14 protein-coding genes are annotated in these 11,939 nt (G+C 59.8%); all 14 read left to right on the top strand.

Annotated features, from left to right (window positions below):
• Positions 1–53 precede the first annotated feature (53 nt).
• Positions 54–992, top strand: coding sequence for an ACP S-malonyltransferase (gene fabD / locus KGA97_RS11670; RefSeq protein ID WP_192227907.1), 939 nt, complete (start codon positions 54–56; stop codon positions 990–992).
• Positions 993–1,008: 16 nt separating this feature from the next.
• Positions 1,009–1,752, top strand: a complete 744-nt coding sequence (fabG, locus tag KGA97_RS11675) for a 3-oxoacyl-ACP reductase FabG (RefSeq protein ID WP_008040890.1) — start codon at positions 1,009–1,011, stop codon at positions 1,750–1,752.
• 191 nt (positions 1,753–1,943) lie between these two features.
• A complete protein-coding gene (gene acpP / locus KGA97_RS11680) occupies positions 1,944–2,180 on the top strand; it encodes an acyl carrier protein (RefSeq protein WP_003175607.1) in 237 nt (78 codons plus the stop codon).
• Between the two features lie 108 nt (positions 2,181–2,288).
• Positions 2,289–3,533, top strand: a complete 1,245-nt coding sequence (gene fabF, locus KGA97_RS11685) for a beta-ketoacyl-ACP synthase II (protein WP_008031595.1) — start codon at positions 2,289–2,291, stop codon at positions 3,531–3,533.
• Entirely contained in the window at positions 3,533–4,348 is an 816-nt protein-coding gene (gene pabC, locus KGA97_RS11690; RefSeq protein ID WP_008040888.1) for an aminodeoxychorismate lyase, read from the top strand. Before fabF ends, pabC begins: the two co-directional genes overlap by 1 nt.
• A 3-nt stretch (positions 4,349–4,351) precedes the next feature.
• Positions 4,352–5,572, top strand: coding sequence for an endolytic transglycosylase MltG (gene mltG, locus KGA97_RS11695; protein ID WP_207286285.1), 1,221 nt, complete (start codon positions 4,352–4,354; stop codon positions 5,570–5,572).
• Between the two features lie 19 nt (positions 5,573–5,591).
• A complete protein-coding gene (gene tmk, locus KGA97_RS11700; RefSeq protein ID WP_008040886.1) occupies positions 5,592–6,224 on the top strand; it encodes a dTMP kinase in 633 nt (210 codons plus the stop codon).
• Positions 6,217–7,203, top strand: a complete 987-nt coding sequence (locus tag KGA97_RS11705) for a DNA polymerase III subunit delta' (protein WP_192420234.1) — start codon at positions 6,217–6,219, stop codon at positions 7,201–7,203. Before tmk ends, KGA97_RS11705 begins: the two co-directional genes overlap by 8 nt.
• Positions 7,204–7,245: 42 nt before the next feature.
• The gene (locus KGA97_RS11710; RefSeq protein WP_192227904.1) at positions 7,246–7,602 is read left to right on the top strand and encodes a PilZ domain-containing protein; all 357 of its coding nucleotides are present in this window, start codon (positions 7,246–7,248) and stop codon (positions 7,600–7,602) included.
• A gap of 15 nt (positions 7,603–7,617) precedes the next feature.
• Positions 7,618–8,403 carry a TatD family hydrolase gene (locus KGA97_RS11715; RefSeq protein WP_008040884.1) on the top strand — a complete coding sequence of 262 codons (786 nt, stop codon included), beginning with the start codon at positions 7,618–7,620 and terminating at the stop codon, positions 8,401–8,403.
• A 342-nt stretch (positions 8,404–8,745) separates the two neighbouring features.
• On the top strand, positions 8,746–9,384 hold the full coding sequence (locus tag KGA97_RS11720) for a TetR/AcrR family transcriptional regulator (protein WP_008031613.1): 639 nt from the start codon (positions 8,746–8,748) through the stop codon (positions 9,382–9,384).
• 138 nt (positions 9,385–9,522) lie between these two features.
• Positions 9,523–10,491 carry a GTP 3',8-cyclase MoaA gene (locus KGA97_RS11725; protein WP_008031614.1) on the top strand — a complete coding sequence of 323 codons (969 nt, stop codon included), beginning with the start codon at positions 9,523–9,525 and terminating at the stop codon, positions 10,489–10,491.
• 171 nt (positions 10,492–10,662) lie between these two features.
• Positions 10,663–11,271: a DUF4823 domain-containing protein gene (locus KGA97_RS11730; protein WP_008040882.1), complete on the top strand. Its 609-nt coding sequence runs from the start codon at positions 10,663–10,665 to the stop codon at positions 11,269–11,271.
• A 16-nt stretch (positions 11,272–11,287) separates the two neighbouring features.
• Positions 11,288–11,848 (top strand): DUF1285 domain-containing protein, encoded by a 561-nt coding sequence (locus KGA97_RS11735; RefSeq protein WP_008040881.1) that lies wholly within the window; start codon positions 11,288–11,290, stop codon positions 11,846–11,848.
• The last annotated feature ends 91 nt before the right edge of the window (positions 11,849–11,939 follow it).

An 11,939-nucleotide genomic window follows, 5' to 3' on the forward strand; every position in this document is an offset into this window, starting at 1 on the left:
CCCCCAAGCGGGACGTCAATTCTCCGACGACAAGATCATTAGGGGCTTGTTACATGTCTGCTTCCCTCGCATTCGTCTTTCCAGGACAGGGTTCGCAGTCCCTCGGCATGCTGGCCGAGTTGGGCGCGCAACATCCGGTGGTCCTCGAAACATTCAAAGAAGCATCCGACGCGCTCGGTTACGACCTGTGGGCACTGACCCAGCAAGGGCCGGAAGAGCAACTCAATCAAACCGATAAAACCCAGCCGGCCATTCTGACCGCCTCGATCGCCTTGTGGCGTCTGTGGCTGGCGGAAGGTGGTGCGCGTCCGGCTTACGTTGCCGGTCACAGCCTGGGCGAGTACAGCGCCCTGGTCGCTGCGGGCAGCCTGAGTCTGGGCGACGCGGTGAAACTGGTGGAGCGTCGCGGTCAGTTGATGCAAGAAGCCGTTCCGGCCGGGCAGGGCGGTATGGCTGCCATTCTCGGTCTGGACGATGCTGACGTACTGGCAGCCTGTGCCGAAGCGGCGCAAGGCGAAGTGGTCAGCGCGGTCAATTTCAACTCTCCGGGTCAAGTCGTGATTGCCGGTGCCAAGGCTGCGGTCGAGCGCGCCATCGAAGGCTGCAAGGCTCGTGGTGCCAAGCGCGCCATGCCGTTGCCGGTCAGCGTACCGTCCCATTGCGAGCTGATGCGTCCAGCCGCCGAGCGTTTCGCCGAGTCGATCGCTGCGATCAACTGGCAGGCACCACAGATTCCTGTGGTACAAAACGTCAGCGCGAACGTGCCGGCCGATCTCGAAACCCTCAAGCGCGATCTGCTTGAGCAGCTCTACAAGCCTGTGCGCTGGGTTGAATCGGTCCAGGCGCTGGCCGCCAAGGGCGCGACCCAGTTGGTCGAATGCGGCCCCGGCAAAGTGCTGGCAGGCTTGAACAAACGCTGCGCCGAAGGCGTGTCGACATCCAACCTCAATACCCCAGACGCCTTCGCTGCCGCCCGTGCAGCGTTGGCCTGAATCAGGAGAAGCTTGCATGAGTCTGCAAGGTAAAGTTGCACTGGTCACCGGTGCGAGCCGCGGTATCGGCCAGGCCATCGCCCTGGAACTGGGTCGTCAGGGCGCCATTGTTGTGGGCACCGCGACATCCGCCTCGGGTGCCGAGCGCATCGCCGCTACCCTGAAAGAAAACGGTATTCAAGGCACTGGCCTGGAACTGAATGTCACCAGCGACGAATCCGTTGCCGCTGTGCTGGCGAGCATCCAGGAGCAGTTCGGTGCGCCGGCGATCCTGGTCAACAATGCCGGCATCACCCGCGATAACCTGGTGATGCGCATGAAAGACGACGAGTGGCATGACGTCGTCGATACCAATCTGAACAGTCTGTTCCGCCTGTCCAAGGGCGTTCTGCGCGGTATGACCAAAGCCCGTTGGGGACGAATTATCAGTATTGGCTCGGTTGTGGGTGCCATGGGCAACGCAGGCCAAGTAAACTACGCTGCCGCCAAGGCAGGTCTGGAAGGTTTCAGCCGTGCTCTGGCGCGTGAAGTCGGTTCGCGTTCGATTACGGTAAACTCGGTGGCCCCTGGGTTCATCGACACCGATATGACCCGCGAACTGCCCGAGGCACAGCGTGAAGTCTTGCAGGCGCAAATTCCGCTGGGTCGTCTGGGGCAAGCTCAAGAGATCGCGTCTGTGGTCGCTTTTCTTGCATCCGACGGTGCGGCTTACGTTACTGGGGCTACAATCCCGGTGAACGGCGGGATGTACATGAGTTAAATGTGACGGGTTGCTTCAAAAAAATGTCATACGAGCTGTCTAAAATCCGTTATAAAGCTGCAATCTATTTATAGGCAGAGGGTCACGGGGTTTGAGGAGTGAAGCTTTCAGTTGAAAAACTGAAAAGTCTTTCTATACACTTACCCACTGGCCAGCTGCCTGAATTTGTCCATTAGGAGTGAAAACAAGGTATGAGCACCATCGAAGAGCGCGTCAAGAAAATCGTTGCTGAGCAACTGGGCGTTAAAGAAGAAGAAGTGGTCAACACTGCTTCCTTCGTTGAAGACCTGGGTGCCGACTCCCTTGACACCGTTGAGCTGGTGATGGCTCTGGAAGAGGAATTCGAGACCGAAATCCCTGACGAAGAAGCTGAGAAGATCACTACTGTACAAGCTGCAATCGACTACGTTACTAGCCACCAGGCGTAATAGTTTGTAATCGTTGCTTGCTGTCATGGAAAAACCGCACTGCCATCATGGCGTGCGGTTTTTTCTTTAGGCCTGATGCAAAGTCGTCATTTGAAAAAGGAGAGTGCTGTGTCGCGTAGACGCGTCGTAGTCACCGGTATGGGTATGTTGTCGCCACTGGGCACGGATGTGCCGAGCAGTTGGCAGGGCATTCTGGCTGGCCGTAGTGGCATTGGTCTGATCGAACACACCGACCTTTCTGCCTATTCCACCCGTTTTGGCGGCTCGGTAAAGGGCTTCAATGTCGAGGAATACCTGTCGGTCAAGGAAGCTCGCAAGCTCGACCTGTTCATTCAGTACGGTCTGGCCGCAGGTTTTCAGGCGGTGCGTAACGCCGGTCTTGAAGTCACCGACGCCAACCGTGAGCGCATCGGCGTGGCCATGGGTTCGGGTATTGGCGGTCTGACCAATATCGAAGAAACCAGCCGCACGCTGCATGATTCCGGCCCACGACGGATCTCTCCGTTTTTCGTGCCTGGCTCGATCATCAATATGATTTCCGGTTTCCTGTCGATCCACCTGGGTGCACAGGGACCTAACTACGCCATCGCCACCGCGTGCACCACCGGTACGCACTGCATCGGCATGGCAGCCCGCAACATCATGTACGACGAAGCCGACGTGATGATTGCCGGCGGCGCCGAGATGGCCGCTTGCGGTCTGGGCATGGGCGGCTTCGGTGCCTCCCGCGCGCTGTCGACCCGCAACGACGAGCCGACCCGCGCCAGCCGTCCATGGGACAAGGGCCGTGACGGCTTCGTCCTGTCCGACGGTGCCGGTGCGCTGGTGCTTGAAGAGCTGGAACACGCCAAGGCTCGCGGCGCAACCATCTACGCCGAACTGATCGGCTTTGGCACCAGTGGCGATGCCTACCACATGACGTCGCCGCCGGCTGACGGTGCGGGTGCTGCTCGTTGCATTTCCAACGCCCTGCGCGATGCGAAGATCAATAGCGATCAAGTCCAGTACATCAACGCCCACGGTACGTCGACTTCGGCCGGCGACCTTGCCGAAGCTTGCGCGATCAAGTCGGTGTTCGGCGATCACGCCTACAAGCTGGCGGTCAGTTCGACCAAGTCCATGACCGGTCACCTGTTGGGTGCGGCGGGCGCAGTCGAGGCGATCTTCAGTGTGCTGGCGATCAATAGCCAGGTGGCGCCGCCGACCATCAACCTCGACGAGCCGGACGAAGGCTGCGACCTGGACTTCGTGCCGCACACCGCTCGCAACATGGACATCGATGTGGTCCTGTCCAACTCCTTCGGGTTTGGCGGTACCAACGGCTCGCTGGTGTTCCGCCGGTTCGCTGACTGATGGACAGCTGGGTCGACGGTCAGCCGGCTGACGCTCTGTCGCTGAAGGATCGCGGCCTGGCTTACGGTGATGGTCTGTTCGAGACCATTGCCGTGCGGAACGGGCAGCCGCTGTTGCTGGACCGGCATCTGTCGCGCCTGGCGCAAGGCTGTTCACGCCTGGCGATCACGGCCGATCACGCGCTGATCCGCAGCGAGCTGCTGGCCTACGCCGCAGCACTGGGCGAGGGCGTGCTCAAACTCATCCTCACCCGCGGCGACAGCCTGCGCGGTTATGCGCCTGACCCTGCGGCCCAGGCCCGACGCATTCTTCAGGGCAACCCGCCTGCCGCTTACCCTGTCGTACATGCGGAGCAGGGCGTTCGCCTGTTTCCTTGCGCCACACGACTGTCCAGACAACCCTTGCTCGCCGGGCTCAAACACCTGAACCGTCTTGAGCAAGTCATCGCCCGGTCCGAATGGCAAGACACCGAGCATGCCGAAGGCTTGATGCTCGATCAGGCCGGGCGGGTGATTGAGGGTGTGTTCAGTAATCTGTTCCTGGTCCGCGATGGTGTGTTGATCACTGCCGATCTCAAGCGCTGTGGTGTGGCTGGCGTGATGCGCGCCGAATTATTGTTTCAAGCCGAGTCCTTGGGGATTCCCACGCAAATCACCGACATCACCCTCGAACAGCTGCAATGGGCTGATGAGGTCTTTATCTGCAACAGCGTGTATGGCGTTTGGCCGGTGCGCGCCTATGCAGCTCTGAGCTGGCCGGTTGGGCCGCTCACCCGTAAACTCCAAACCATTGCCCGCGCGCTACTGGATGCTTGATACGTGAGACGTAAATTCTTGCTGCTGCTGGAAACCGGACTGGTTCTGGCAGGGCTGTGTCTGGGCGCTTCGGCCTGGAAGATTCATTCGGCGCTGGAACAGCCGCTGAACATTACCCAGGAACAACTCCTGGAAGTGCCCAAAGGCACGACACCCACCCGCACTTTCTATCGACTCGAAGCCGATGGCGTCATCAAGGACGCTTTCTGGTTGCGTGTGTACTGGCGCTTCAACCTGGCCGGGCAACCGTTGCACAAAGGTGAGTACCGCATGCAGCCCGGCATGACGGTAGAAAACCTGATCGACCTGTGGAAACGCGGGGAAATGGTGCAGTACAGCCTGACGCTGGTCGAAGGCTGGAATTTCCATCAAGTGCGTGCTGCGCTGGCCAAGGATGAAAAACTTGAGCAGACGCTGAACGGCTTGAGTGATAGCGAAGTGATGGACAAGCTCGGTCACGCCGGGATCTTCCCGGAAGGGCGATTCTTCCCGGACACCTACCGTTTCGTGCGTGGCATGACGGACGTCGAGCTGCTGAAAAAAGCCTACGACCGCCTCGACGAAGTCCTGGCCAAGGAGTGGGGGCAGCGCGCGGCTGACGTGCCGTACACCGAACCCTACCAGGCGCTGATCATGGCTTCGCTGGTGGAAAAGGAAACCGGCGTACCGCAAGAGCGTGGGCAGATCGCTGGCGTGTTCGTGCGGCGCATGGAAATGGGCATGCTGTTGCAGACCGATCCGACCGTGATTTACGGCCTCGGTGATCGCTACAACGGCAAGTTGACCCGCGCCCATCTCAAGGAAGCGACCCCTTACAATACCTACGTGATCTCTGGCCTGCCGCCGACGCCGATCGCGATGGTCGGTCGCGAAGCGATCCATGCGGCACTCAACCCGGTGGCCGGCAACAGTCTGTATTTTGTCGCGCGCGGCGATGGCAGCCACGTGTTCTCCGATGATCTGGATGCTCACAACAGCGCGGTGCGTGAATTTCAGCTCAAGCGTCGCGCCGATTACCGCTCCAGCCCGGCGCCGGTCACCGCGCCAGAGGCGACGAATGAGCAGGCTCCGATCCCGGCGGCTTCGCCTGACCCGGCCCCGGAGGCGTTGGCACCAGTGACGCCGCCAGAGCCGGCTCAAGAAACGATTCAAGAACCTGCTAAAGAGCCCGCTGCTGCACCCGCGCCCGAATCGGATGCAACCGCGCCGCAAAGCCCGCAATGATTCTGACTAAGGACTGCCTGTGACTGGCTTGTTTATTACCCTGGAAGGCCCCGAAGGCGCCGGCAAGAGTACCAATCGCGAATACCTCGCCGAGCGCCTGCGCGCCGCCGGTATCGAAGTGGTGCTGACCCGCGAGCCGGGCGGCACGCCTTTGGCCGAGAAGATCCGCGAGGTGCTGTTGGCGCCAGTCGAGGAGGCCATGGACCCCGACACCGAGCTGTTGCTGGTGTTTGCCGCGCGCGCCCAGCATCTGGCCGGCGTGATCCGCCCGGCGCTGGCCCGTGGCGCGGTGGTGTTGTGCGATCGCTTTACTGACTCGACCTACGCCTATCAGGGCGGCGGTCGCGGTTTGTCGCTGGAACGCATCGCTACGCTGGAAAGCTTCGTTCAGGGCGAGTTGCGCCCGGACCTGACGCTGATTTTCGATTTGCCCGTGGAAGTGGGTCTGGCCCGCGCCAGCGCTCGCGGTCGCCTGGATCGCTTCGAACTCGAAGGCCGGACGTTTTTCGATGCGGTGCGCAGTGCGTTCCTCAAACGCGCTAAAGCCGACCCGGCGCGGTATGTGCTGGTCGACGCCGCCCAGCCGCTGGCGCAGGTTCAACAGTCGCTGGACGCCTTGTTGCCGCGTCTGCTGGAGTTGACCCGTGGCTGAAGCCTATCCGTGGCAGGACAGCCTCTGGCAGCAGTTGGCAGGTCGCAAACAACATGCGCACGCCTATCTGCTGCACGGCCCGGCCGGGATCGGCAAGCGAGCGCTGGCCGAGCGCCTGATGGCCAGCCTGCTGTGTCAGCGTCCGACCGCGCAGGACGCTTGCGGTGAATGCAAATCCTGCCTGCTGCTCAAAGCCGGCAGCCACCCTGACAACTACATCCTCGAGCCGGAAGAAGCCGACAAGGCGATCAAGGTCGATCAGGTCCGCGAACTGGTCAGCTTCGTGGTCCAGACTGCGCAGATGGGCGGGCGCAAAGTGGTGTTGATCGAGCCGGTCGAGTCGATGAACATCAACGCCGCCAACGCCTTGCTCAAAAGCCTTGAAGAGCCGTCCGGCGACACGGTGCTGTTACTGGTCAGTCACCAGACCAGTCGACTGTTGCCCACCATCAAAAGCCGCTGCGTGCAGCAAGCCTGTCCACTGCCAAGCGAGGCCATGAGTCTTGAGTGGCTGGCCAAGGCGTTACCGGACAGCTCGGAAGAAGAGCGCGTCGAACTGCTGACTCTCGCCGCCGGCTCACCGCTGGCGGCGGTGAATTTGCAGGCCCAGGGCGTGCGCGAGCAGCGGGCGTTGGTGGTCGACGGTGTGAAGAAGTTGCTCAAGCAGCAGCAATCGCCGACGCAACTGGCCGAAGGCTGGAACGCGATTCCGCTGTTATTGCTGTTTGACTGGTTCTGCGACTGGTCGAGCCTGATCCTGCGGTATCAGCTGACTCAGGATGAAGACGGGCTGGGATTGGCCGATATGCGCAAGGTGATTCAATACCTGGCGCAGAAAAGCGCTCAGGACAAAGTCCTGAACATTCAGGACTGGATCCTCGCCCAGCGTCAGAAAGTCATGAGCAAGGCCAACCTCAATCGGGTGCTGTTGCTTGAAGCGCTGCTGGTGCAATGGGCGTCATTGCCTACCCAGAAGTGACCGACTGGGCCTATCCTCTGAACATCAGCAGTGGAGGTCAGCATGAATGAAGCTGTCAATCCGGGGCCGCGCAACGGCATTTTGTCCCTGACCATCAAGGACAGCTCCGTGCTCTACGCGGCCTACATGCCCTTCATCAAGAACGGTGGCCTGTTTATCCCGACCAACAAGAGCTACAAGTTGGGCGATGAGGTATTCATGCTGCTGAACCTGATGGACGAGCCGGAGAAAATTCCGGTCGCCGGCAAGGTTGCCTGGATCACCCCCAAAGGCGCGCAAGGCAACCGGGCCGCTGGCGTCGGCGTGCAGTTCAACGACGGTGACGACACCGCGCGCAGTCGAATCGAAACCCACCTGGCCGGAGCCCTGAAGTCCGACCGTCCCACTCATACGATGTAAGTTGCAGCCCTTTTTATGCTCGTAGATTCCCATTGTCACCTTGATCGCCTTGACCTCGCCGCCCATGACGGCTCGCTGGATGCCGCACTCGACGCGGCCCGCCAGCGCGGGGTAGGGCACTTTCTGTGTATCGGCGTCAGCGTCGACAACGCCGCCGACGTCAAAGCCCTGGCCGAACGTTATGACGATGTCGACTGTTCGGTCGGCGTGCACCCGCTGGACGTGCAACCGGGCGCTGCGCCAGCGCTGGATTGGCTGCTGCAGGAGCTCAATCACCCGCGTGTGGTCGCGATTGGTGAAACCGGCCTGGATTATCACTACGAACCTGAAGCGGCGGAGTTGCAGCAGGAGTCGTTTCGCCTGCACCTGCAAGCTGCGCAGCAGACCGGCAAACCGGTGATCATTCACACACGCGGTGCCCGGGCGGACACGCTGAACCTGCTGCGCGAGGCCGCGTTGCCCCAGGCCGGCGTTTTGCATTGCTTTACCGAAGATTGGGACATGGCCAAAGCGGCGCTGGACATGGGTTATTACATTTCCTTGTCTGGCATCGTCACTTTCCGCAACGCCGATGCGCTGCGTGACGTGGCCAGTAAAGTGCCTGCCGACCGATTGCTGGTGGAAACCGACTCGCCGTACCTGGCGCCGATCCCTTATCGCGGCAAGCCGAACCTGCCGCAATATGTGCGGGAAGTGGCAGAGTTTCTGGCAATGCTACGCGGTGAATCCTACGAGCGATTTGCCGCGCAGACGACCGAGAACTTCAAGCGACTGTTCCCGCTGGCGCATGTGAAAGGTTAAATCGCAGGCAAAAAAAACCCGGGTTCTGGGGGGTGAATCCGGGTTAAGACCATTAGGAGTAAAACAATGGTACGCGGTCCGTTGGTACCAATATCGACGCGGCACTTGGGGGAGATGCCCCGCCGACAGTTGAAGTATTGATCAGTATTGCGCTGAGTCCAGTTTACCGGCCCAGGTTTTTAAACAATTTTGGAATACAGGCGCTTCGGAAGAGTTCTCATTAAAAGCTGGTGCTGACAGAATTCATCTAGAAACACAGATATGGAAGGATGATCCGTGCATTTTGCCGCAAGTTAGGCATAATACGCGGCTTCGAATTTTGACCCCGACAGACCTTTTCTTATGCATAAAGAACCTCGTAAGGTCCGTGAATTTCGTCGCCGTGAGCAAGAAATTCTCGATACCGCGCTCAAGCTGTTCCTCGACCAAGGTGAAGACAGTGTCACCGTCGAGATGATTGCTGATGCCGTCGGTATCGGCAAAGGCACAATCTACAAGCACTTCAAATCCAAGGCGGAGATCTACCTGCGCCTGATGCTCGATTACGAGCGCGATTTGAACGAGCTGTTGCATTCGGCCGATGTCGACAAGGACAAGGAAGCGCTGTCCCGGGCCTACTTCGAATTCCGCATGCGCGATCCGCAACGTTACCGCTTGTTCGATCGCCTGGAAGAAAAGGTGGTCAAGGGCAATCAGGTGCCGGAGATGATCGAGGAGCTGCACAAGATTCGCGCCTCGAACTTCGAACGCCTGACCCTGCTGATCAAGGGCCGGATCAGCGAAGGCAAGCTCGAAGACGTGCCGCCTTACTTCCATTACTGCGCATCCTGGGCGCTGGTGCACGGCGCCGTGGCGCTGTATCACTCGCCGTTCTGGAGCAATGTGCTGGAAGATCAGGAAGGCTTCTTCCAGTTCCTGATGGACATCGGCGTGCGCATGGGCAACAAGCGCAAGCGCGACACCGACACGCCGAGTAGCTGAGTCATTCAGTTGCCTTATTGCGCCATGATTTCGCTATATGGCGCAGTACCTCAGTAATATACTCAGGCATGGGACTTGCTAAAACTTGATTTGTGAGTCAAGTTTTACGTCGTCCGAATTCCTTGTGCCGGAGTGACCATGATCGTTGACCGTCAAGGCAGGCGTTTCCGTAATCTGCGAATCAGCCTGACCTCCGCCTGCAATTACGCCTGTACCTATTGCGTGCCTAACGGCAAGCGGCTGGTCGCTGCGCAGGATGAACTGTCGGCCGAAGCCATGGCACGCGGCGTTGCCTACTTGATCGAGGCGGCGGGGATCGAACGACTGCGCATCACCGGCGGTGAGCCGTTGGTCAGCCCCAAACTCGAAGCCTTCATGACCGCCGTCGGGCAGATGGGCCTGCAAGACATCAGCCTGACCACCAATGGTCAATTGCTGGCGAAAAAACTGCCCCTGCTGGTCGATGCCGGCATTCGTCGCATCAATGTTTCCCTCGATACCCTGGATGCCGGCGCATTCCGCAGCATTGCTCGCGGCGGCGATCTGGCGACTGTGCTCGATGGCATGGACCAGGCCAGCGCTGCCGGCATGAAGATCAAGGTCAACATGGTGCCGCTGCGCGGGCAGAACCTCGATCAAGTCATGCCGCTGCTCGATTATTGCCTGGAACGCGGTTACGAGTTGCGCTTCATCGAACTGATGCGCATGGGCCACCTGGCCAACGACAACAACGCATTCCTGCAACAATTCGTCAGCCTGCAACAGCTGCTGAGCCTGATCGGTGATCGCTATGAGTATCTCCAGGCCGATGCGCCGGTTGACGCCACTGCGGTGCGCTATGAAATTCCGGGGCAGGGCTATTTCGGGGTAATCGCCAACGAAAGTGTTCCGTTCTGTCGAACCTGTTCGCGGCTGCGCCTGTCTTCAACCGGGTGGCTGCATGGCTGCCTGTCGTCGAGCAACCGTCACTATGTCGGCGATCTGCTGGACAAACCGCGCCATCAGGCATTGCCGGCGTTGCAGCGACTCTTGGTGAAGGCCTTGGGTGACAAGCAGGAAGTGGCGTTTTCCGGTGGTGCGACCGTCATGAAGATTATCGGCGGCTGAACCGGCCTCTTCGCGGGCAAGCCTCGCTCCTACAAGGGGTGTGTACAACCTGTAGGAGCGAGGCTTGCCCGCGAATGCAATCTGTCGGGCGCTAATGCTCCTGGAGCTGGCGCGGAAGCTGCATCCCATGGCCATTCGCCGGTTTTCCGTCACCGGCCTCTGGAGGGTAGGATGCGTAGCCTGGTTTTGCTGCTGGCCGTTTTGGCGCTTGGTGGCTGCATGAATGTCAGCGATATGGCTGAAGAAGCTCGCTACCACATGAGCGACGTGGGGCTGCTTGACCACAGCGACAGCCGCCGCGTGCACAACCTGCGCATTCAGCCGGATTCGTTCGTCTATATCGCCCAAGGCGCCTTTGTGCCGCCGGGCAGTGCGGTCTACCCGCGACCTAACGTGATCGCCGAAGTCGCCTTCGACGGTTTTATCGAATACTTCCCGATGGTCCGTCGTGCACGCACGCCGGAAGGCCTCGACCAGGCCATGGGCGAAGCCCGTGCGGTCGGTGCGCATTACCTGCTCTACACCCGTTTCGCCAAGACTGACGACCGTATTGGCAACACGGACGAATGGCTCGATCAGGAAGCCGTGGATCGTCTCGGTATCGACTCTGGCGTGATTCAGATCATGTTGATCGAGACCAGCACCCAGTATTTGATTGATACTGCACGTATCAAGAGTCGTGGCGGTTTACTGACGTTCTACGACAAAAAACCTGAAGACCTGATGGGCCCGCCGCTGCGGCAATACGCGCGCAGCCTGCTGGGGTTCAGCGACCAGTAATTCCAAGGAGAACGCCATGAGTGGCCCGCAAAAAGCCAACGACCTGTTGGGGCAAATCCCCAAGACCCAAGGCTTGCCACCGGTCCACTTGTGGAACCCCGACTTCTGCGGCGACATCGACATGCGCATCGCCCGCGACGGCACCTGGTATTACCTGGGCACGCCGATCGGGCGCAAGCCGATGGTCAAACTGTTCTCCACCATCATTCGCCGCGACGGCGATGATTATTTCCTCATCACCCCGGTCGAGAAAGTCGGCATCAAGGTTGACGATGCTCCGTTCGTGGCGATTGCCGTGGATGTTGAAGGCGAGGGTGAAGCCCAGGTCTTGCGCTTCACCACCCATGTGGATGAAACCGCCGAGGCCGGTGCCGACCATGCGATCCGCGTGGTGATTGACCCGGTGACACAAGAGCCTGCGCCTTACGTGCATGTGCGCACCAATCTCGAAGCGCTGATTCATCGCAATGTGTTTTACCAATTGGTGGAGCTGGCGGTGACTCGTGAAATCGATGGGCAGCGTTGGCTGGGCGTATGGAGTGGCGGCATCTTCTTCCCCATCGGTCTCGAGCCTTGAGTCGTCAGTGCTGACGCCTTCGCGGGCAAGCCTCGCTCCTACAGAGTTCGCCGGCACCTGTAGGAGCGAGGCTTGCCCGCGAGGAACGATA

This window comes from Pseudomonas sp. BF-B-15 (genome assembly GCF_019946675.1).
GTDB lineage: Bacteria > Pseudomonadota > Gammaproteobacteria > Pseudomonadales > Pseudomonadaceae > Aquipseudomonas > Aquipseudomonas migulae.

What these genes read in the sequence shown, in the direction of transcription:
- KGA97_RS11725 (WP_008031614.1), top strand. Translation starts at nt 9,523, where the DNA reads ATGATCGTTGACCGTCAAGGCAGGCGTTTCCGTAATCTGCGAATCAGC.
- fabG (WP_008040890.1), top strand. Translation starts at nt 1,009, where the DNA reads ATGAGTCTGCAAGGTAAAGTTGCACTGGTCACCGGTGCGAGCCGCGGT.
- KGA97_RS11730 (WP_008040882.1), top strand. Translation starts at nt 10,663, where the DNA reads ATGCGTAGCCTGGTTTTGCTGCTGGCCGTTTTGGCGCTTGGTGGCTGC.
- KGA97_RS11735 (WP_008040881.1), top strand. Translation starts at nt 11,288, where the DNA reads ATGAGTGGCCCGCAAAAAGCCAACGACCTGTTGGGGCAAATCCCCAAG.
- KGA97_RS11710 (WP_192227904.1), top strand. Translation starts at nt 7,246, where the DNA reads ATGAATGAAGCTGTCAATCCGGGGCCGCGCAACGGCATTTTGTCCCTG.
- pabC (WP_008040888.1), top strand. Translation starts at nt 3,533, where the DNA reads ATGGACAGCTGGGTCGACGGTCAGCCGGCTGACGCTCTGTCGCTGAAG.
- acpP (WP_003175607.1), top strand. Translation starts at nt 1,944, where the DNA reads ATGAGCACCATCGAAGAGCGCGTCAAGAAAATCGTTGCTGAGCAACTG.
- KGA97_RS11715 (WP_008040884.1), top strand. Translation starts at nt 7,618, where the DNA reads ATGCTCGTAGATTCCCATTGTCACCTTGATCGCCTTGACCTCGCCGCC.
- KGA97_RS11720 (WP_008031613.1), top strand. Translation starts at nt 8,746, where the DNA reads ATGCATAAAGAACCTCGTAAGGTCCGTGAATTTCGTCGCCGTGAGCAA.
- fabD (WP_192227907.1), top strand. Translation starts at nt 54, where the DNA reads ATGTCTGCTTCCCTCGCATTCGTCTTTCCAGGACAGGGTTCGCAGTCC.